At 59.3% G+C, this 18329-nt stretch carries 12 protein-coding genes and 4 pseudogenes; 12 read left to right on the top strand and 4 right to left on the bottom strand.

The genetic code is table 11. From position 1 onward, the window contains the following. Positions 1-41: 41 nt before the first annotated feature. Positions 42-993: pseudogene (locus B4968_RS05785) on the bottom strand (pirin family protein). 227 nt (positions 994-1220) lie between these two features. Between B4968_RS05785 and B4968_RS05780 the strand changes: the two are divergent. Continuing rightward, entirely contained in the window at positions 1221-1694 is a 474-nt protein-coding gene (locus B4968_RS05780) for a hypothetical protein (RefSeq protein ID WP_083097392.1), read from the top strand. Between the two features lie 98 nt (positions 1695-1792). On the opposite strand, the gene B4968_RS05775 is transcribed toward B4968_RS05780, so the two are convergent. From B4968_RS05775 to B4968_RS05765, 3 genes are read right to left on the bottom strand one after another with little or no spacing between them, the layout of a single operon-like run. Continuing rightward, complete coding sequence (locus B4968_RS05775; protein ID WP_173907532.1) at positions 1793-2440, bottom strand: TadE/TadG family type IV pilus assembly protein; 648 nt, start codon at positions 2438-2440, stop codon at positions 1793-1795. 3 nt (positions 2441-2443) lie between these two features. Then, positions 2444-2983: a TadE/TadG family type IV pilus assembly protein gene (locus tag B4968_RS05770; RefSeq protein WP_083097390.1), complete on the bottom strand. Its 540-nt coding sequence runs from the start codon at positions 2981-2983 to the stop codon at positions 2444-2446. Continuing rightward, entirely contained in the window at positions 2980-4758 is a 1779-nt protein-coding gene (locus tag B4968_RS05765) for a TadE/TadG family type IV pilus assembly protein (RefSeq protein WP_083097388.1), read from the bottom strand. The genes B4968_RS05770 and B4968_RS05765 overlap by 4 nt, the downstream gene beginning before the upstream one ends. Positions 4759-5107: 349 nt before the next feature. On the opposite strand from B4968_RS05765, the pseudogene B4968_RS05760 reads away from it, so the two are divergent. From B4968_RS05760 to B4968_RS05710, 11 genes and pseudogenes are all read left to right on the top strand, one after another. After that, positions 5108-6537, top strand: a pseudogene (locus B4968_RS05760) (Glu/Leu/Phe/Val family dehydrogenase). Between the two features lie 368 nt (positions 6538-6905). Continuing rightward, entirely contained in the window at positions 6906-8159 is a 1254-nt protein-coding gene (locus tag B4968_RS05755; protein ID WP_083097386.1) for a sarcosine oxidase subunit beta family protein, read from the top strand. Between the two features lie 84 nt (positions 8160-8243). After that, positions 8244-8513 (top strand): sarcosine oxidase subunit delta, encoded by a 270-nt coding sequence (locus B4968_RS05750; protein ID WP_083097383.1) that lies wholly within the window; start codon positions 8244-8246, stop codon positions 8511-8513. After that, positions 8510-11452 (top strand): annotated as a pseudogene (locus B4968_RS05745) (sarcosine oxidase subunit alpha family protein). Before B4968_RS05750 ends, B4968_RS05745 begins: the two are co-directional and overlap by 4 nt. Further along, a complete protein-coding gene (locus B4968_RS05740) occupies positions 11445-11993 on the top strand; it encodes a sarcosine oxidase subunit gamma (RefSeq protein WP_083097381.1) in 549 nt (182 codons plus the stop codon). The pseudogene B4968_RS05745 and the gene B4968_RS05740 overlap by 8 nt, the downstream one beginning before the upstream one ends. A gap of 36 nt (positions 11994-12029) precedes the next feature. Further along, a complete protein-coding gene (locus tag B4968_RS05735; RefSeq protein ID WP_083097379.1) occupies positions 12030-12368 on the top strand; it encodes a hypothetical protein in 339 nt (112 codons plus the stop codon). Next, positions 12369-14385 (top strand): annotated as a pseudogene (dnaG, locus tag B4968_RS05730) (DNA primase). A 127-nt stretch (positions 14386-14512) separates the two neighbouring features. Then, on the top strand, positions 14513-16504 hold the full coding sequence (rpoD, locus tag B4968_RS05725; protein ID WP_083097376.1) for an RNA polymerase sigma factor RpoD: 1992 nt from the start codon (positions 14513-14515) through the stop codon (positions 16502-16504). A gap of 86 nt (positions 16505-16590) precedes the next feature. Then, the gene (locus tag B4968_RS05720) at positions 16591-17025 is read left to right on the top strand and encodes a thiol-disulfide oxidoreductase DCC family protein (RefSeq protein WP_083097430.1); all 435 of its coding nucleotides are present in this window, start codon (positions 16591-16593) and stop codon (positions 17023-17025) included. 99 nt (positions 17026-17124) lie between these two features. Beyond that, positions 17125-17433: a hypothetical protein gene (locus B4968_RS05715; RefSeq protein WP_083097375.1), complete on the top strand. Its 309-nt coding sequence runs from the start codon at positions 17125-17127 to the stop codon at positions 17431-17433. A gap of 210 nt (positions 17434-17643) precedes the next feature. Beyond that, positions 17644-18054, top strand: coding sequence for a hypothetical protein (locus B4968_RS05710; RefSeq protein ID WP_083097372.1), 411 nt, complete (start codon positions 17644-17646; stop codon positions 18052-18054). Positions 18055-18329 lie beyond the last annotated feature (275 nt).

The following is an 18329-nucleotide window of genomic DNA, read 5'->3' as shown; positions in this document are numbered from 1 at the left end:
TGGCCTGCTCTGTGGCTAGTAGGCCGTCTTAGTGGGCCCTTTTAGTGGGCGGGAGCGATAAAGGTGCCGTTGCGCAGATCCTTAAAGGCCTGCTGCAGCTCGGCGCGGGTGTTCATCACGATGGGACCATGCCAAGCTACGGGCTCATCAATCGGCGCGCCGGAAATCAGCAAAAACCGAACGCCCTCTGGTCCGGCCTGCAGCGTGACCTCGTCGCCGGTGCCAAAGCGGATCAAGGTCCGGTTGCCGGACAGATCGCGGATATTGACCTCTTGGCCTGCCACTTCTTTTTCCAGCAGAACCCCTTGCGGGGGCGAGGCATCGACAAAGGCCCCGGCGCCTTCAAAAACATAGGCAAAGGCGCGCCGGTAGGTGTCGATGCGAAAGGTTTCTGGTCACCCCCGGCGGCACCGAGACGTCGGGGTATTGCGGATCGGCCGCGATGCCATCCACCGGGCCGCGTTTGCCCCAGAACTCTCCGGTGATCACCCGCACACGGGTGCCGTCGTCGTCCGTCACCTCAGGGATTTCATGCGCGGCGACGTCCTGATAGCGCGGCGCGCACATTTTCTGGTCGGACGGCAGATTGCCCCACAACTGAAACCCGTGCATCTGACCGTTTGCGTTGCCGCGTGGCATTTCCTGATGCAGGATGCCTGACCCGGCGGTCATCCACTGCACGTCCCCGGCGCCAAGGCTGCCGGTATTGCCCAGAGAATCGCTGTGCTCTACCTCACCGGACAAAACATAGGTGATGGTCTCGATGCCGCGATGGGGGTGCCAGGGAAAGCCCTGCAGGTAGTCTGCGGGGTCTTCGTTGCGAAAATCATCAAACAGCAAAAACGGGTCGAGCTCGCTGGGGTCCTGAAAGCCAAAGGCACGGTGCAGTTTGACGCCAGCGCCTTCCAGCGTGGCGCGGGCTTCGCGGGTTTCCAGGATGGGCCGGGGAGAGGTGGCAGATGTTGGCCTGGGAGATGTGGGCCTGAGCGACATGGGAGCGTCTCCTGTGGAATTTATGCTGCCCAACAGGTAGAGCGCATTGATGGCTCACAAAATACCCAACAGCCAACCAGCTCTGTGCGCGACTGCACAGAGCCTGCCGCGTTGCGGGTTGTTTGTGTGCTGCGAGAGCGGGGCTGTTCGTTTCGCCAAATTCAGTTTATGTCCCAGCTTCAGACGTGTCCTGAGCACAGGGCCGCATAATGCCAGGAGAATGACGGATGTCGGGTGAAGTCTTGTTAGCAGTAGAGGCCTCGGGGCTGCGCCGTGTCATGGGCGTTGCCATGTTGGCCGTTATTGGCGTCACCCTGCTGTTTGTCGCGCTGTCGACACCGCCCTCTATCGGCTGGCTGCTGTTCTTGCTGGCTGTCGGGGTCGGCGCACTGTGGCTCTCGGTGCGGATGTGGCAGGCGACCAGTCACAAGATCGAGCTGACCGAAGAAGAGCTGCGCTGCAGCGATGGCACGGTGATTGCGCGGGTCGCAGATATTGAAACCATTGATCGCGGCTTTTTTGCCTTTAAGCCCTCAAACGGGTTTTTGATCCGCACCGCGACACCGGGCACGCGGGTTTGGTTCCCCGGTCTGTGGTGGCGCGCCGGGCGGCGGATCGGCGTTGGCGGCGTCACACCTGCCTCGCAAAGCAAGGCGATGTCAGAGATTCTTGCCGCGATGATCGCGCAGCGCAGTCTGTAACGACACTGGCTTTATGGCCAGCCACAGCCTGCTCCTCCCCTGAGGACCTAGACCCACGGGAGCCCGACAAGGTAAAACTGACATGCGGTCAAGAGAGACTAGGCGCCGGGGTCCAGTGTTTCGGTTTCGTCGCCGTTGGGGTTGTCATCGTGATAGCCGTCACTGTTGACACCGCCTTCAAAGGGCACCAGCGGCGCAAAGCGCGGACGGGTGAATACAAAGTTGTTGATGTCCAGATCCGGCAGCCCAACCCGGAAGGCAGGCGTCATCTCATTGCGGGTCTCCACCAGAATAACGCGTTCCTCATCCGGCATGGTCGGCAGATCATCGGTGATCCCGACAATGCTGGCATTGGTCCATTCGGGCAGCGAAGGGCCCCGCACCCGCGACCAGTCAATATAGTAGCGATTATTGTCCGCATCCCAACGCACGACCGAGACGCGCAGGGTGATCTGCGAGTCGCCGCGGATCAGCAGTTTGGTCATCTCATACATGCTGTCGATATAGGTCTCGTTCAGCGTAGCGGTCTCACGCGAGATCAAATCCGAGATGGTATAGGTCGCCTTGAGATTGACGGTCTCCTGGCGAAAAGCGTCAAACCAGGTGTAGATCGCAACAAACAGCCACAACAAGAGCGGCGAATAGATTGCGAACTCGACCGTGACGGTGCCTTCGGTGCTGCGCTGAAAGGCGCGCAGGCGGGTGAGCAGGTGGGTGATCGGGCGGGTGATCAGGGATGACAGCATGATTTACCTCGGCTCCTGTACAAAGGCGGAGGTGGCCACCAGGCTCACCAAACCTTCTGGGTCGGCGATGTCCTCTCCAAGCCCCCAGCCCGAGAACATGGGCTTAAAGCGCATGCAGGCGCGGATCAGCATCAGATCATTCGACTGACGATTCGTCAGGAAATCAATAACCGGCAGAAACTCTTCATGTTTGCTGATGCATTTAGGCTGGGGATCTACCCCGGCCCAGGCAAAGGGGTCCAGTTGCACCATCTCGAGCCTGAGAGAGGTTGCGCAATTATCGATGAAGCCCGAGACGGCGCAGATATCGTCGCGCACCTGATCATGCTCCAGGGTCGCGCCCGTGTTCAGGCGAATATTGCGCACGACAACATCAACGGCGCGCTCCAGTTGTGACTGGCGCAGGATGACCATGCCCAGCTCGACGGTCGAGGTCAGAAACATAAAGTACAGAGGAATGAGGATGGCAAACTCGACCGTGACCACGGCATCGGTTTGGCTGCGAAAACGGCGGAGCAGCTGCCATGCAGAGGACAGGATCATTGTGTCAACCTCAGCTGGCGGATCGAGGTGGCTATCGAGGCAAAGGCGTCCTTGATCTCCAGCCCGTTCACATCAAAATAATGGGCATCGGTGCTGGCACAGTCGCGCAGGACTGCCACGCCGTCACCGGGTGCTTCAAATCCGATGGTGTAGACGATGATGCCTTTGGCTTTGGCGGCGTCGCAGACGCTGCGGGTCCGGGCGTTTTTGGTCGAATTGTTATGGCTGGAATAGACCCCATAGTACCATGCGTCACGGGCGCTGTAGCTGCCCATCCAATCCGCAAAGATATAGCGGTAGAGGTATTTCAGTGAGGTGCGGGCAAACAATTCGCTGTAGTTCAGTCCGAGGAACTGGCCGTTTATGGGATCCTCTACATAGCTGTCGGGATGCGAGGCCGCGACCTGCTCATTGATCCACTCACAGTTATTGCCGTAGCGATCACATTCCCTAAATGTATCATTGCCGGTACCAATTGGATGGTCGGCCCATATGCCATCTCCATCTTCCCCTGAAATGTGCCAGAAATACCGGCCATTCTGCGCATCATAGGTGGAATAGACCTTCAGCGAGGCCGTTCCGGTGTTGTACCGTAAATCCTCGCGCCCTTCCAGGATGGCAAAATGCGCCCCGGACGGCCCATCGCGATGATCATCATCGACATAGTATTGCGAGGTGTTTTGGCCGTCGGTCATCAGCACGATGATCTTGATGGTGTCTGAATCGTCGTAGTTTACCGGCCGGTTGCTGAACTCGGCTGGCACTGATGCGCCGACGCCGGTGGAGATCGCATTGATGGCGGGGCGTGCGCTTGGGTCCAGCAGGGCTGTGCCCCACTTCATGCCGGTATCAATCGAGGTATTGCCGCCGGCCACGAGATTCTGAATGAAGGTTTTGAGGGTGCTGGCATCTTTTTGAAGCGGCAGAACTTCGCGCGAGGCGCGATCGTCACAGACCGGACTGGTGATCAGACGGGGCTCGCTGTAATGGGTGCGCATGTCGCGGCTGCTATAGCCCCAGGGGGTGAAATGCATTGCGCGGTCCAGCTCCACATCAGTGGGCAAATCTGCACTGGTATAGTCACTGCCCCTAAAGTCGATGCAATTTGAGTAAGGGTTGGTGCCAGCGGTGGAATATTGCTCGATCAGGTCATCCGGCAAGGAGACCTGCGTGGCATAGGGCACCACCGATATCGACATTTTGCCATCGCTGGTATTGGCGACCATCGTGTCGATGAAATCCTTGGCGGCGACCTTGAGGTTGCTGAGACGGCTGTTCGAGTTCATCGAGCCAGACACATCCAGAACCAGCGAGATTTCCAGCCCGTCAATGCTTTCTTCGGCTTTTGAGCTGGCATAGAGGGGCATATTGCCGCCACGGGAAAATCTGAGCAGATGCGCTTCAAAGGTGGTGTCGATTGTCGCCTGGACGCGTTTGTATCCCAGTCCGGATTCAACAATTGGTGGTGCGTAATACTCACCAAGCCCGGCTTTGTTCAGATAGTCCTGTACCACAACGGCAGGTGTTTGGGTCTGGTCCAGATCGGCGGCCGCCAGCACCGCGCGGTCGAGGGTATATTGCAGAACGGTTCTGTCCCGTTCCATCCGCATCAGATCAACCCCAATGCCGCCCACGGCCAGCATGGCCAGAAAAAACGCAATTGTCGGATAGGTCATGACACCGCTGTCGTCGCGCCGATATGCACGCAGCCTGTCAGCGCCTTTTTGCAACACAAAAAGCGGCAGAGTGGTCGCAGTCTTGGGACACATGGTCATGAACAACAGCCTCTTTGGTCCCCCAAAAAAGGGAGATAGGAGTGAAACGGATTTTTGCCTCATTCATATTTGGTTTGGGAAGATGGCGGAAATGGGGCGCCGCTAAGTCCATTTAGTTTCAATTTTCTTAATCAGTGATGCAATCTTTTGCCAAAGACAGGATTGTTTGTTTTGCGTCAGCAAAGCGCAGGCCCGGACTGGTCTGACAAAAAAGGAAGAATCAGCTGACATCCTCATTCTGATGTATCTTTGGAAGGGAATGGTCAAAAAGGTCGCACTCTTTAAACTTCCATGCATACACTTCAGGTAACGATAGGAATCAATCGTTGTAACGTACGGAGAACCGCTGATGAGTAGCCCCCAAGAGCCCAGTTTCCGCGAAAGCGTTGATCTCATGTTCAACAGAGCCGTTGCCCTGATGGACCTGCCACCGGGCCTGGAGGAGAAGATCAGGGTCTGCAACGCGACCTATACGGTGCGGTTTGGGGTACGGCTGCGCGGCGAGATGGTGACCTTTACCGGCTACCGCTCGGTGCATTCCGAACATATGGAGCCGGTCAAGGGCGGCATCCGCTACGCAATCAATGTGCATCAGGATGAGGTCGAAGCGCTCGCCGCGCTGATGACCTATAAATGTGCCCTGGTCAAGCGCCTTTTGGGTGGCTCCAAAGGCGGGCTGTGCATTGATCCGCGCAAATACGAAGAACATGAACTGGAGCTGATCACCCGCCGCTTTGCCTATGAGCTGGCGAAACGCGATCTGATCAATCCCAGCCAGAACGTGCCGGCGCCCGATATGGGGACGGGTGAGCGTGAGATGGCCTGGATCGCCGATCAGTATCAGCGGATGAACACCACCGATATCAACGCCAAGGCCTGCGTTACCGGCAAGCCTTGAATGCCGGCGGGATTGCCGGGCGGGTCGGGGCCACCGGGCGCGGTGTACAATACGCCCTGCGTGAGTTTTTCCGCCATCCCGAAGATATCGCCAAGGCGGGTCTTGCGGGCACACTCAAGGGCAAGCGCATCATCGTGCAGGGGCTTGGCAATGTGGGCTATCACGCCGCCAAATTTCTCAGCGAAGAAGACGGCTCCCTCATCACAGGCATCATCGAACGGGACGGATCACTCTACCGGGCCGAGGGTCTGGACGTGGAGGCGGTGCACAACTGGATCGCCAAACATGGCGGCATCTCCGGCTACCCCGATGCCAAGCTGACAACAAACGGCGCTGAACTGCTGGAGCAAGAGTGCGATATCCTGATCCCGGCGGCCCTGGAGGGGGTGATCAATCTCTCCAATGCCGACCGTGTCAAGGCGCCCCTGATTATCGAGGCTGCCAATGGTCCGGTGACGGCGGGGGCGGACGAGATTTTGCGCGAAAAGGGCTGCGTGATCATTCCCGACATGTATGCCAATGCGGGCGGTGTGACGGTGTCCTACTTTGAGTGGGTCAAGAACCTGAGCCATATCCGTTTTGGTCGTATGCAGCGCCGTCAGGAAGAGGCCCGTCACCAGCTGGTGGTCGATGAGCTGGAAAGCCTGTCGGACAGTCTGGGCAAGGCATGGACACTGAAAGATGGCTTCAAGGAAAAGTATCTGCGCGGCGCCGATGAGCTGGAACTGGTCCGTTCCGGTCTCGATGACACCATGCGGATTGCCTACCAGTCGATGCGTGAAGTCTGGCACAGCCGCGATGATGTCACCGATCTGCGCACAGCCGCTTATCTGGTCTCTATCGGCAAGGTGGCTGCCAGCTACCGTGCCAAGGGGCTCTGAGGCTTCGCGTAAAATCTTGCCAGTTTTCTGGTATTATGGCGGGCCTCGTGCCCGCCATTTCTTTTTGCCGAAACGCCCAGTCTTTTGCCGAAACGTCTGGCGAAAAGGCCGCGATGACAAACATCTTTCGCCTCGTCTTTCTCCTGATCGTTCAGAGGGCTGGTATAAGCGCCGCAAACGGCATGACAGGTCGCATCTGGCACTAGACAGGGCTGCCTATTACAGGTCAGCTGCAGGCAAGAGCTTGCCTGTTGCAGAATTCTTTGTCTCTGGGGCTAGGCGGCTTGCGGCTTAGCCGCTAGCAATATCACAGGGTTATCACCGGCCACGGGTTGGGTGCGGATGGGATAGGGACGGGGAGAGGTGTGATGCGGTTTGCGGGGTGGCGGGTGCTCAAAGAAGGGCTCACCGGGAACAGGGGGTGGGGCCCGCATTGGCGCGACCCGGAACCCAAGCGCGAATATGATGTCATCATCATCGGCGGTGGCGGCCATGGCCTGGCGACCGCTTATTATCTGGCGGCAGAGCATGGCATCACCAATCTTGCGGTGCTTGAGCGCGGCTACCTTGGCGGTGGCAACGTCGGGCGCAACACCACCATTGTGCGCGCGAACTACTATCTGCCCGGCAACTCTGAATTCTATTCACATTCGCTGCGCCTCTGGGAGAGTCTGGAGCAGGAGCTGAATTACAACGCGATGATGTCGCAGCGCAGTATCCTCAATCTTTATCACAATGACAGTCAACGTGATGCGGCGGTGCGGCGGGGCAATTCCATCGTCAACCAGGGCGATGACGCTGAGCTGCTGGATCGCGAAGCGGTGGGCAAAAGCGCGCCCTATCTGAATTTTGACAACAACCGCTTTCCTATTCAGGGCGCGCTGATGCAGCGTCGCGCGGGCACGGCCCGCCATGATGCGGTGGCCTGGGGTTTCGCCCGTGGCGCTGATATGCGCGGGGTGGATCTGATCCAGAACTGTGAGGTCACCGGCATTGATGTCGAGGGGGGCAAGGTTACCGGCGTGCAGACCGTGCGCGGCCCGATCCGCGCCAAAAAGGTGGCCCTGGCAGCGGCCGGACGCAGCTCGCAGGTGGCGGCAATGGCAGGCCTGACCCTGCCGATTGAGAGCCACGTGTTGCAGGCTTTTGTCTCCGAAGGTGTTAAGCCGCTGATTGATCAGGTGATCACCTTTGCCGAAGGCCATCTCTATATCAGCCAGTCCGATAAGGGCGGATTGGTCTTTGGCAGTTATCTGGATTTCTACAGCTCTTATGCAGCGCGGGGCAATCTGCCCATGGTGGAACACACCATGGAGACCTGTGTTGCCATGGTGCCTGCCATCAGCAAGGCGCGGCTGCTGCGCAGCTGGGGCGGCATTATGGATATGACGCCGGATGGCTCTCCCATTATCGACCATTCCCCCATCGACGGTCTCTATCTCAACTGTGGCTGGTGCTACGGCGGATTTAAGGCAACGCCCGGTTCCGGCAATGCCTATGCGCATCTCATTGCCACGGACCGCCCGCATGGAGCGGCGACAAAGTTCAAACTGGACCGCTTTCGCTCGGGCCATGGTCTGATGGATGAGGAGGGCACCGGTGCGCAGCATAACCTTCACTGACCCGCAAAACTCTGGCACTCGCCGAACTGGCCGCCCGTATATCAACCCGTATATCAACCCGCATATCAAAAGGGAGCAGACCGCATGAGACTTACCTGTCCTCTTTGTGGTGAGCGTGATCGCCGGGAGTTTTATTACAAGGGGGCCGCGCTGCACCGCCCGGCCCCTGACGCCGATCTGGACGCCTGGCATGACTATGTGAACCTTCGTGAAAACCCGGCCGGGCCACTGGCGGAACTTTGGTATCATGAGATGGGCTGCGGCAGCTGGCTGACCGTCACCCGCAACACCGCGACGCATGAAATACTGGAGGTGGCGCTGGCCTCGACTTCTGGATTGGGAGGCCCCGCATGAGGATCGCAGGCAAGGGCCTCACCCAGGGGGCGAAATCCGTCAACTTTACCTTCAACGGCCAGCATATGATGGGCCTTGAGGGCGACACGCTGGCCTCGGCGCTTTTGGCCAATGATCGCCACCTGGTGGCGCGCTCGTTCAAATACCACCGGCCCCGCGGCATTCTGACCGCTGGCAGCGAAGAGCCCAATGCGCTGGTCACCCTCGGGACCGGGGCGGCGCAGGACCCAAATATTCGCGCCACCACCCAAGAGCTTTTTGAGGGGCTGGAGGCGCGCAGTCAGAACTGCTGGCCCTCGGTCGAACACGACATTCTGGCGGTGAACAATCTGGCGGCTCCGTTTTTTGGCGCCGGGTTTTACTATAAGACTTCATGTGGCCGACGGCCTTTTGGGAAAAACTGTACGAGCCGATGATCCGGCGCGCTGCCGGGCTTGGCGCGCTGTCGGGCGAGGCGGATACCGATAGCTATGAAAAGGCCTTTGCCTTTTGCGACCTGCTGGTGATCGGGTCTGGCCCTGCGGGGCTGATGGCGGCGCTGACGGCGGGGCGGGCCGGGGCTGATGTGTTGCTTTTGGAAGAAGACAGTCGCATGGGTGGCAGGCTTTTGGTTGAGCGCGAAGAGATCAGCGGCAAACCGCGGTCGACTGGCTGGCCGAAACCCTGTCAGAGCTGGAGGCGATGGACAACGTGCGGCTGATGTCTCGCACGGCGGTGACCGGCGCCTATGATCAGGGCACCTATGGCGCCCTTGAACGGGTGAGCCATCATCTGCCACGCAACCATTCCCTGAAGGGCAGCCACCGCCCGCGCGAATGTTTCTGGCGCATCGCCGCCAAACACTGCGTGCTGGCGGCAGGCGCGCTTGAACGTCCCGTGGCCTTTCGCAACAATGACCGGCCCGGCGTGATGATGGCAGGTGCGGTGCGGGCCTATCTCAACCGCTGGGGCGTGGCCCCCGGTGAGCGGATTACGTTGTTTGCCAATAATGATGATGCCCACCGCACCGCCCGCGATCTGGCAGCGGCAGGCGTGCATCTGGCGGCGGTGATCGACAGCCGTCATGACGCCCCCGACAGTGATCTTTTCCCGGTCCTGAAAGGCGCGCAGGTTTGCAACACCAGCGGCGGCAAAAGGCTCGAGAGCATCACCGTGCGCTCTGTGCGGGGTGAGGAAAAAATCCAGACGGATTGCCTTGCGATGTCCGGCGGCTGGAACCCTTCGGTGCATCTGACCTGCCATCTTAATGGGCGCCCCACATGGCGGCGCGATCTGCTGGCCTTTGTGCCCCAGCCCGATGCGGTGCCGGGGCTGCGCGCCGCAGGCGCCTGCAATGGCACCTTTTCAACCCATGGCGCGCTGAGCGAAGGCGCTGCTGCCGCGTCAGAGGTGCTTGAGGCGCTGGGCCTTGCGCGGCATGGCGCACCACTGCCGCAGGCCGAAGACGCCCCCTACCGGATCGCGCCCCTCTGGGCGGTTCCGGGCAAGGGGCGGGCTTGGCTTGATTTTCAGAACGATGTCACGGGCAAGGACGTGAGCCAGGCGGCGACGGAGAACTTTCGCTCGGTCGAGCATATGAAGCGCTACACCACCCAGGGTATGGCCACAGATCAGGGCAAGAACTCTAACGTGGCGGCGCTGGCCGTGCTGGCGGATGTGACGGGCCGGTCGATTCCTGAAACGGGCACCACCACCTTTCGCCCGCCTATTGTTCCGGTTGCGATTGGCGCCTTGGGGGCGGGCGCGGCAGATCAGGGGTTCAAACCACAACGCTTTCTCACCTCGCATGAGGTGGCGGAGGAGCGCGGCGCCAGTCAGCTTGAGGTGGGGCTGTGGTATCGGGCAGCCTATTTTGCCAAACAGGGCGAGACCAGCTGGCGGCAATCCTGTGACCGTGAGGTCATGTATGTGCGCAAGGCGGTTGGCGTCTGTGATGTCTCAACCCTGGGCAAGATCGACATAAGGGGCCGGATGCGGCCAAATTGCTGGATTTCGTCTATAGCAATACCTTTAGCACCCTGAAACAGGGGCGGGTGCGCTATGGGCTGATGCTGCGTGAAGATGGCTTTGTCATGGATGACGGCACCACCGCGCGGCTGGGGCCCAACCACTATGTGATGACCACCACGACGGCAGCCGCAGGCGAAGTCATGGCGCATCTGGAGTTCATCCTGCAGGTGCTGCACCCTGAGTGGGACGCGCGTGCGATCTCTGTCACCGAACACTGGGCACAGTTTGCTGTGGCGGGTCCCAAATCGCGCGAGCTGCTGAACGGTTTGCTTGACCAGCCCATTGATGGCGACAGCTGGCCCTTCATAGCCTGCGGCGAGGTCTCTGTGCTGGGCGTCAAGGGCCGGCTGTTCCGCATCTCCTTTTCCGGTGAAGAGGCCTATGAGCTGGCGCTGCCGGCCTGCTATGGCGACAGCCTGTTCCGCAGCCTGCTGGCCCGGGCCGAAGGTCTGGGCGGAGGCGCCTATGGAATGGAGGCGCTGAATGTTCTCAGGATCGAGAAGGGCTTTATCACCCATGCCGAGATCAATGGCACGGTGACGGCGCATGATCTGGGGATGGCGGGGATGCTGTCCAAGAAGAAAGCCTTTATTGGTCAGGCCATGGCGGCGCGCCCTGGTCTGGTCGATCCGGAGCGGATGCAGATGGTGGGGCTGAAACCCATCGGGGCCGTCAAAGAGCTGAGCGCCGGTGCGCATCTCTTCAGCCCCGAAGACCCGGTGGAGCGGATCTTTGATCAAGGCTATGTGACCTCGGCTGGGTTCTCACCCCTGATGGGGCATATGATCGCGCTGGGCTTTCTGAAGCAGGGGGTAAACCGGATCGGCGATGAGATCCGTCTGGTGGATCACATGCGCGGCATTGATACGCTCTGCGAGGTGGTGGAGCCGGTGTTTTTTGATCCAGAGGGAGAACGGACCCGTGGCTGAACTACTTGCAAAAACCGCCTGCGCTGGGTTGTTGCCGCTCACCGTTGGGGGGCTGTCTTTGTCCGAAAGCGCGCCTGCTGCCCTGACAACCCTGGCACCCTACCGTGGTCAGGAGCAGGCCTTGTCAAAGGCTTTGATGGCGGCGCATGGGCTGGGCTTTCCTGCTATCCATGCCTCAACCCAGGGCAAAAAGGACGCGCGGGCCATCTGGTTTGGCCGTGATCTGGCGCTTCTGATTGGCCCAGAGCCGGACTCACGGCTGGCACAGCATGCAGCGCTGAGCGATCAAAGCCAGGGCTGGGCCGTGGTGGAGCTTGCGGGCGTTGGGGCGGCAGAGGTGCTGGCGCGGCTTTGCCCGGTGGATTTACGCGCAGCCGCCTTTCCGGTCGGCGCATCTTTGCGCACCGAGGCCAAGCACATGATGGTCTCGATCAGTCGCCTTGGGGAAGATCGCTTTCAGATCATGGTGTTCCGTTCCATGGCGCGGACTTTGATCCACGATCTTAAAACAGCGATGGAAGCCGGGGCGGCGCGGGGGTAATCTGCCTGAATCATCAACTGATTCCGGGAGCGATCCATGATCCGCATCACCCTCGTGGCGGCCCTTTTGGCTGTACCTGCCTATGCAGCTGAAAGAAAAGAAGAAAGCTGCAAATACCAGGGCCAGGTCATGGCTGCTGTGCAGGCCGCCCGTCTTGACCGTGTGGCCCAGGCTGATGTGGAGCAGGTCATTCTCGACAGTGAACCTGCGTGGCCGGAAAAATACTCCAAGGCCATTCCCCAGCTGACGGCGCATATCTATGCCATGAAGCGGCGGGATCTGAAGGCCACTGATTTTGGCCCTCTGCTTGAGCAGCAATGCCTGGAAAACTGGGAGCAGATCCAGGCCATGCAAAAACAGCTGAAATCGAACTAGATGTCTTTAACGCCCGGGTTCATGGATGAATTGCGCAGCCGTATCAGCATTTCTGATGTTGTCGGCCGCAAGGTCATGTGGGATCAGCGAAAATCCAATATGGGCAAGGGCGACCTCTGGGCGCCATGTCCCTTTCATCATGAAAAAAGCGCGTCATTTCATGGGGATGACCGCAAGGGCTATTACTATTGCTTTGGCTGTCAGGCCAAGGGCGATGCGCTGAAATTCATCCAGGAGACCGAAAACGTCGGCTTTATGGAGGCGGTTGAGATCCTTGCCAGAGAGGCTGGGATGGAGATGCCAGCGCGCGACCCCAAGGCGAAACAAAAGCAGGACCGCCGCAGCCTTTTGGTTGAGGTGATGGAGCAGGCGGTGCAGTTCTTCCGTCTGCAGCTCAAAACCAATACTGCCGGGCCCGCGCGTGCCTATCTGCAGAAACGCGGTCTGACACCGGCCTGCGCTGGATCGTTGGGAGATCGGTTTTGCCCCGGATGGCTGGCAGAACCTGTGGGACCATCTGCGCGGCAAAAGCGTGCCCGAAGATCTGATCATGGCGGCAGGACTGGCCAAACCCTCGACCAAGGGCGGCAGGTCTTATGATACCTTTCGCAACCGGATCATGTTCCCAATCCGCGATGCGCGGGGCCGGGCCATTGCCTTTGGCGGCCGCGCGATGGATCCCAATGACAATGCCAAATACCTGAACTCTCCCGAGACCGAATTGTTCGACAAGGGCCGCAGCCTGTACAACCATGCGCCCGCCCGCGCAGCAGCCGGGCGCGGCACGCCTTTGGTCGTGGCCGAGGGCTATATGGATGTGATCGCGCTGTCCGAGGGCGGCTTTGTGTCGTCGGTGGCCCCCCTGGGCACGGCCGTGACGGAAAACCAGCTGCAGAATGAGGTGGCGCAGGCGGACGAGCCGATCATTGCGCTGGACGGCGATAAGGCCGGTATCAACGCGGCCATGCGATTGATTGATTTGGCACTGCCGCTGCTGCAGGCGGGAAAATCCCTGCGGTTTGCCATTATGCCCGACGGGCAGGACCCCGATGATCTGATCAAGAGCCAGGGGCCGCAGGCGGTACAGGCGGTGCTGGATCAGGCCCTGCCCATGGTAAAGCTGCTGTGGCAGCGCGAAACCGAAGGTCGCGTCTTTGACAGCCCGGAGCGTAAGGCGTCGCTGGACAAGGCGCTGCGGGAGAAAATCAAGCTGATCCGGGATCCGTCGATCCGCAAACACTATGGCGATGACATTCAGGATCTGCGCTGGACCCTGTTTCGCGGCAACCGCCCCGAGGGTGGCGGGCGTGACTTTCAGCCGGGTAACTTTGCTGACGAGGGATGGAAGGGCGGCCGCAAGGGCGGCTTTGGCGATGGCTCCCGAAAGCCCTGGAAGGGACAAAAGGTAGCGCCCGCGCCAATGGCAAGCACCCGCAGCTCGGTTGTGGCGGCGGCAGATGATGCGGGCCTGGTGCGGGTGCGTCAGGCGGTGGTGCTGGCCGGGGCGATCTCGACCCCTGAGGTGATTGGCGAATTCGAAAGCAACCTGGAGCGTATGCATTGTGCCGACCCGGAGCTTGCGCGCTTGCGCGACCAGGTGTTGCGCTATGGCATTGATGCACCACTGGGTCTGAAAGACCGGATCCTGGAAAACCTTGGTCCCCAGGCTCTTGAAAACCTGATGGGCCTTCGCCATGTGGCAATCATCCCCTGCCTGCGCAGATCTGATGATACCGAGGCGGCGCGCCTGACGTTGGCTGAAGAATTTGCCAAACTGGAAGCTTTGCTGGGGCTGGATGCTGAACTGGCTGAGGCGACAGAGGACCTGACAGGGCTGGCGGATGAGGCTTTGACCTGGCGTCTGAAACAGGCGGCAGAAGCGCGCAACCGGGCCGTGCGCAGTGAGAATGACGACAAGGCCAACTATGATGTGGGTGAGAACGGCGCGCGCCTCGACCGCGAGGAACGCGACGCTTTTGGAGCCCTTTTGGACAAGATTGGTTTCTCTCAAAAGTGATTCGTGGGGCCCGCGAGTCGTTTTGGTAAGGAAGTGCCAAAGAAAAAACGCTAAACCGGGTGACGAATCACACGATTGCGCTAATGATTCGCTGATCCGAATCGCCCAGCCTCTCAGGGAGCATTGAATGGCCGCCAAAGATAATGATGACCGTAAGCCTGACAATCAGGACGCTGAAATCTCGCTGGACATGAGCCAGGCTGCAGTCAAAAAGATGATCGCTGAAGCCCGTGAGAAGGGCTATATCACCTATGACCAGCTCAATCAGGTGCTGCCGCCGGACCAGGTTAGCTCGGAGCAGATCGAAGATGTGATGTCGATGCTGTCCGAGATGGGCATCAATATTATCGAAGATGAGGAAGTCGAAGAGGAAGAGCAAAAGGGCTCAACCGAACTGGTTTCCGCAGACAGCCCGCGCGAAGTCGCGGTTGCAGGCGCCGCAGCCGAGAAGCTGGATCGCACCGATGACCCGGTGCGCATGTATCTGCGCGAAATGGGCACGGTTGAGCTCTTGAGCCGTGAAGGCGAGATCGCTATTGCCAAGCGCATTGAGGCTGGCCGCAACACGATGATTGCCGGGCTTTGCGAAAGCCCGCTGACCTTTCAGGCGATCTCCATCTGGCACGACGAACTTTTGTCCGAAGACATTTTGCTGCGCGATGTGATCGATCTTGAGGCGACTTTTGGCAATCAGCTGGATGAGGATGGCGAAACTGCCGTGCCGGTTGTGCCTGTGGTGCCGGGGGCCGCTCCTGTGGCCGAACCCGCCAAGGCAGAAACCCCCGAACTGGACGCCGATGGCAACCCCATTGCCTCGGACGATGACGATGACGAAGACGAGCAGGCCAATATGTCGCTTGCGGCGATGGAAGCGGCCCTGAAGGATCGTGTTCTGACCGAGCTGGAACGCATTTCGACCGATTTTGCCCAGCTCTCTGAGATGCAGGACAGCCGGATTTCGGCCACTCTGAACGAAGAGGGCTCTGTCAGCACAAAGGACGAGGCGACCCATCAAGCGCTGCGCTCGGAGATTGTTGAGCTGGTGAATGGTCTTCACCTGCATAACAACCGGATCGACGCGCTGATTGACCAGCTTTATGGCATCAACCGCCGCGTCATGCAGATTGACAGCTCGATGGTAAAGCTGGCCGACCAGGCCCGTATCAACCGCCGTGAATTTGTTGACGCCTACCGGGGCCGTGAGCTTGACCCCAACTGGCTGACCGACATGGGCGAAAAGCCCGGTCGTGGCTGGCAGATGTTCATTGAGCGCTCCACCGATAAGGTCGAAGAGCTGCGCGCCGATATGGCCCAGGTCGGCCAATACGTCGGTCTCGACATTTCTGAATTCCGCCGCATCGTGCAGCAGGTTCAGAAAGGCGAGAAAGAGGCGCGTCAGGCCAAGAAAGAAATGGTCGAGGCCAACCTGCGTCTGGTGATCTCGATTGACAAAAAATACACCAACCGTGGCCTGCAGTTCCTTGATCTCATCCAGGAAGGCAACATCGGTCTGATGAAGGCTGTGGACAAGTTCGAATACCGCCGTGGATACAAATTCTCCACCTATGCCACCTGGTGGATTCGCCAGGCCATCACCCGCTCGATTGCCGATCAGGCCCGCACCATCCGCATCCCGGTCCATATGATCGAGACCATCAACAAGCTGGTCCGCACCGGCCGTCAGATGCTGCACGAGATTGGCCGCGAGCCAACCCCGGAGGAGCTGGCCGAAAAGCTGCAGATGCCGCTGGAGAAGGTCCGCAAGGTGATGAAAATCGCCAAAGAGCCGATCTCTCTGGAAACCCCGATTGGCGACGAAGAAGACAGCCAGCTGGGCGATTTCATCGAGGACAAGAATGCTGTGCTGCCGCTGGACAGCGCCATTCAGGAAAACCTCAAGGAAACCACCACCCGGGTGCTGGCCTCTCTGACACCACGTGAGGAACGCGTTCTGCGGATGCGCTTTGGCATCGGTATGAACACCGACCACACGCTCGAAGAGGTCGGTCAGCAGTTTAGCGTGACGCGCGAACGGATCCGGCAGATCGAGGCCAAGGCGCTGAGAAAACTGAAGCACCCCAGCCGAAGCCGCAAGTTGCGCAGCTTTCTGGATCAGTAAAGAAACGGGCGTCCTCAGGGGCGCCCTTTTTCTTTGGGAGCAGTTCAGCCTATGCTGGCCGCTCAGTTTAGGGGGTGGATTTGGCAATGCGGCAGGCTGGCGATCTCATCGTGTTTGACGGCGAATGCGTGCTGTGTTCGCATTTCTTTCGCTTCATGCTGCGCCATGACACAGCACAACGCTTTTCCTTTGCCACCGCGCAGTCAGAACTCGGGCAGAGGCTCTATCGCGACCTGGGCCTGTCGACGGATGACTATGAAACCAAACTGGTCATAGTTAACGGCCAGACCTTTCAGCGTTTGGATGGCTTTGCTGCCGCGATGCGGGCTTTGCCCGGTGCTTGGCGGATCCTTGGGCTGTGCCGCCTTTTGCCCGGTTTTGTGAAAGACCCGCTGTATCTGTCCATTGCCCGCAACCGCTATCGTATCTTTGGCCGGGCCAAGACCTGCATGGTGCCGGACCCTGAGGTTCAGGCACGGTTTTTGGACTGGAAACCTGCAAAAGACACAGGCGCTCGTTAACTATTCTTTAACTACCGTCTTGCTGGACGCGGCCAATCCCCCCTAGGATGCAGACAGCCGCTGGGCCGCTCTTGAACACCAACCGCCTTTGGGGGACCGATGTCTACAAATCAGAACCTGACCACGGCGCTGACTGCGCTGGAAGAACACCTTAAAACCTTGCAGGCCCTGACCGACGCCAATGAATTCATGGTGACGGCCCTGAAGGAACAGGGCGATGCCCTGAAGCATATGGAGGCAGAGCCTGCCCGTGAGCTGCTGCGTGGCCAGGCGCGGGCGCGGTTCAGCCCGGATCAGGGCGACGCGCCAGATGCCGCAGTGTTGAACGTGTTGGAGCAAAGCCTTGGCAGGGGGCTGGGAGCTCAGATTATTCCCTTTCCCGGCAGCGCTGTAAAAGAGCATAGCTAACCCAAAGGCACAAAGGCCGATGAGTGATGGCGCGAGGCAAGCCCTTATCCTCTGATATGTCCCTGGTCCTCTTTTATCCTCTGGTCCGGCATGCGCCTGAGCGCTCTTCTTGGCTGCCTTCAGGGCAGAGGTGGAGCCATCTTTTGGCGCCTCCCCTTGGAACCCAGCCATAGTTTTCCTATGTAGGTCCAAGACAAGGGAAAGCATTTTATGAAAAATACACTCATTGCATTTGGCCTGACTGCGACGCTGATGGCCCCGCTTAGCGCCGAAGCCTTTACCACGGCGCGCGGTGTGCGGGTCAATCCGGTTGATGATCTGGTTTTTGAGGTCATCCCAAAAAGCTCTGGTTCATATAGTGACTTTTGGTGTGGCGCATCGGAATACGCCCGCCGGGTCAAAGGCGCGTCCTGGACAGATCGCATCTATGTGGTGCAGGGCCGCAGCACCAGTGTCACCACCGGGCGACGCTCTGCTGTTCAGTACACTCTTTCCCCGGCCGAAGTTGGCGTAGCTCCGCCGCCGCAGGGATGGTTGGCGCTGGGGATCAAGGCCGGTGACAGTATGTCAGTGCAACAAGCCAATACCTATTGCATGCAAACCCCAATTGCGCGCAATTGATCAGGGCTCAGCCCATTCTGGTGAGGCCGAAACAGCAGCGCACTGCGAGCCCGCGCCCCTGCCTGCGCCAGGGGCAGGAGTGCGGACAGGAGCCCGGACAGGGCCGCGCTCTGCTCTTCCGGGCCACTGCCGTTGCGCAGGCCTGATTAAACAACGGAAGATGGCCGACTGCTGCTATCTCACAGTTGCGTGTCGCACATAACCGTTACTGGAGCTGTGCCTGAGACTGTATATCCTGCAGGCGCAGGCTCGATGCCGCACCAATTTTGTATGAG

The organism is Pseudophaeobacter leonis (assembly GCF_002087335.1).
GTDB classification, from domain to species: domain Bacteria; phylum Pseudomonadota; class Alphaproteobacteria; order Rhodobacterales; family Rhodobacteraceae; genus Pseudophaeobacter; species Pseudophaeobacter leonis.
This window is presented reverse-complemented; position numbering and strand designations above follow the sequence as displayed.

What these genes read in the sequence shown, in the direction of transcription:
- B4968_RS05770 (WP_083097390.1), bottom strand. Translation starts at nt 2,983, where the DNA reads ATGATCCTGTCCTCTGCATGGCAGCTGCTCCGCCGTTTTCGCAGCCAA.
- B4968_RS05765 (WP_083097388.1), bottom strand. Translation starts at nt 4,758, where the DNA reads ATGACCATGTGTCCCAAGACTGCGACCACTCTGCCGCTTTTTGTGTTG.
- B4968_RS05775 (WP_173907532.1), bottom strand. Translation starts at nt 2,440, where the DNA reads ATGCTGTCATCCCTGATCACCCGCCCGATCACCCACCTGCTCACCCGC.
- B4968_RS05735 (WP_083097379.1), top strand. Translation starts at nt 12,030, where the DNA reads ATGATCCGCATCACCCTCGTGGCGGCCCTTTTGGCTGTACCTGCCTAT.
- B4968_RS05710 (WP_083097372.1), top strand. Translation starts at nt 17,644, where the DNA reads ATGAAAAATACACTCATTGCATTTGGCCTGACTGCGACGCTGATGGCC.
- B4968_RS05715 (WP_083097375.1), top strand. Translation starts at nt 17,125, where the DNA reads ATGTCTACAAATCAGAACCTGACCACGGCGCTGACTGCGCTGGAAGAA.
- B4968_RS05755 (WP_083097386.1), top strand. Translation starts at nt 6,906, where the DNA reads ATGCGGTTTGCGGGGTGGCGGGTGCTCAAAGAAGGGCTCACCGGGAAC.
- rpoD (WP_083097376.1), top strand. Translation starts at nt 14,513, where the DNA reads ATGGCCGCCAAAGATAATGATGACCGTAAGCCTGACAATCAGGACGCT.
- B4968_RS05780 (WP_083097392.1), top strand. Translation starts at nt 1,221, where the DNA reads ATGTCGGGTGAAGTCTTGTTAGCAGTAGAGGCCTCGGGGCTGCGCCGT.
- B4968_RS05720 (WP_083097430.1), top strand. Translation starts at nt 16,591, where the DNA reads ATGCGGCAGGCTGGCGATCTCATCGTGTTTGACGGCGAATGCGTGCTG.
- B4968_RS05750 (WP_083097383.1), top strand. Translation starts at nt 8,244, where the DNA reads ATGAGACTTACCTGTCCTCTTTGTGGTGAGCGTGATCGCCGGGAGTTT.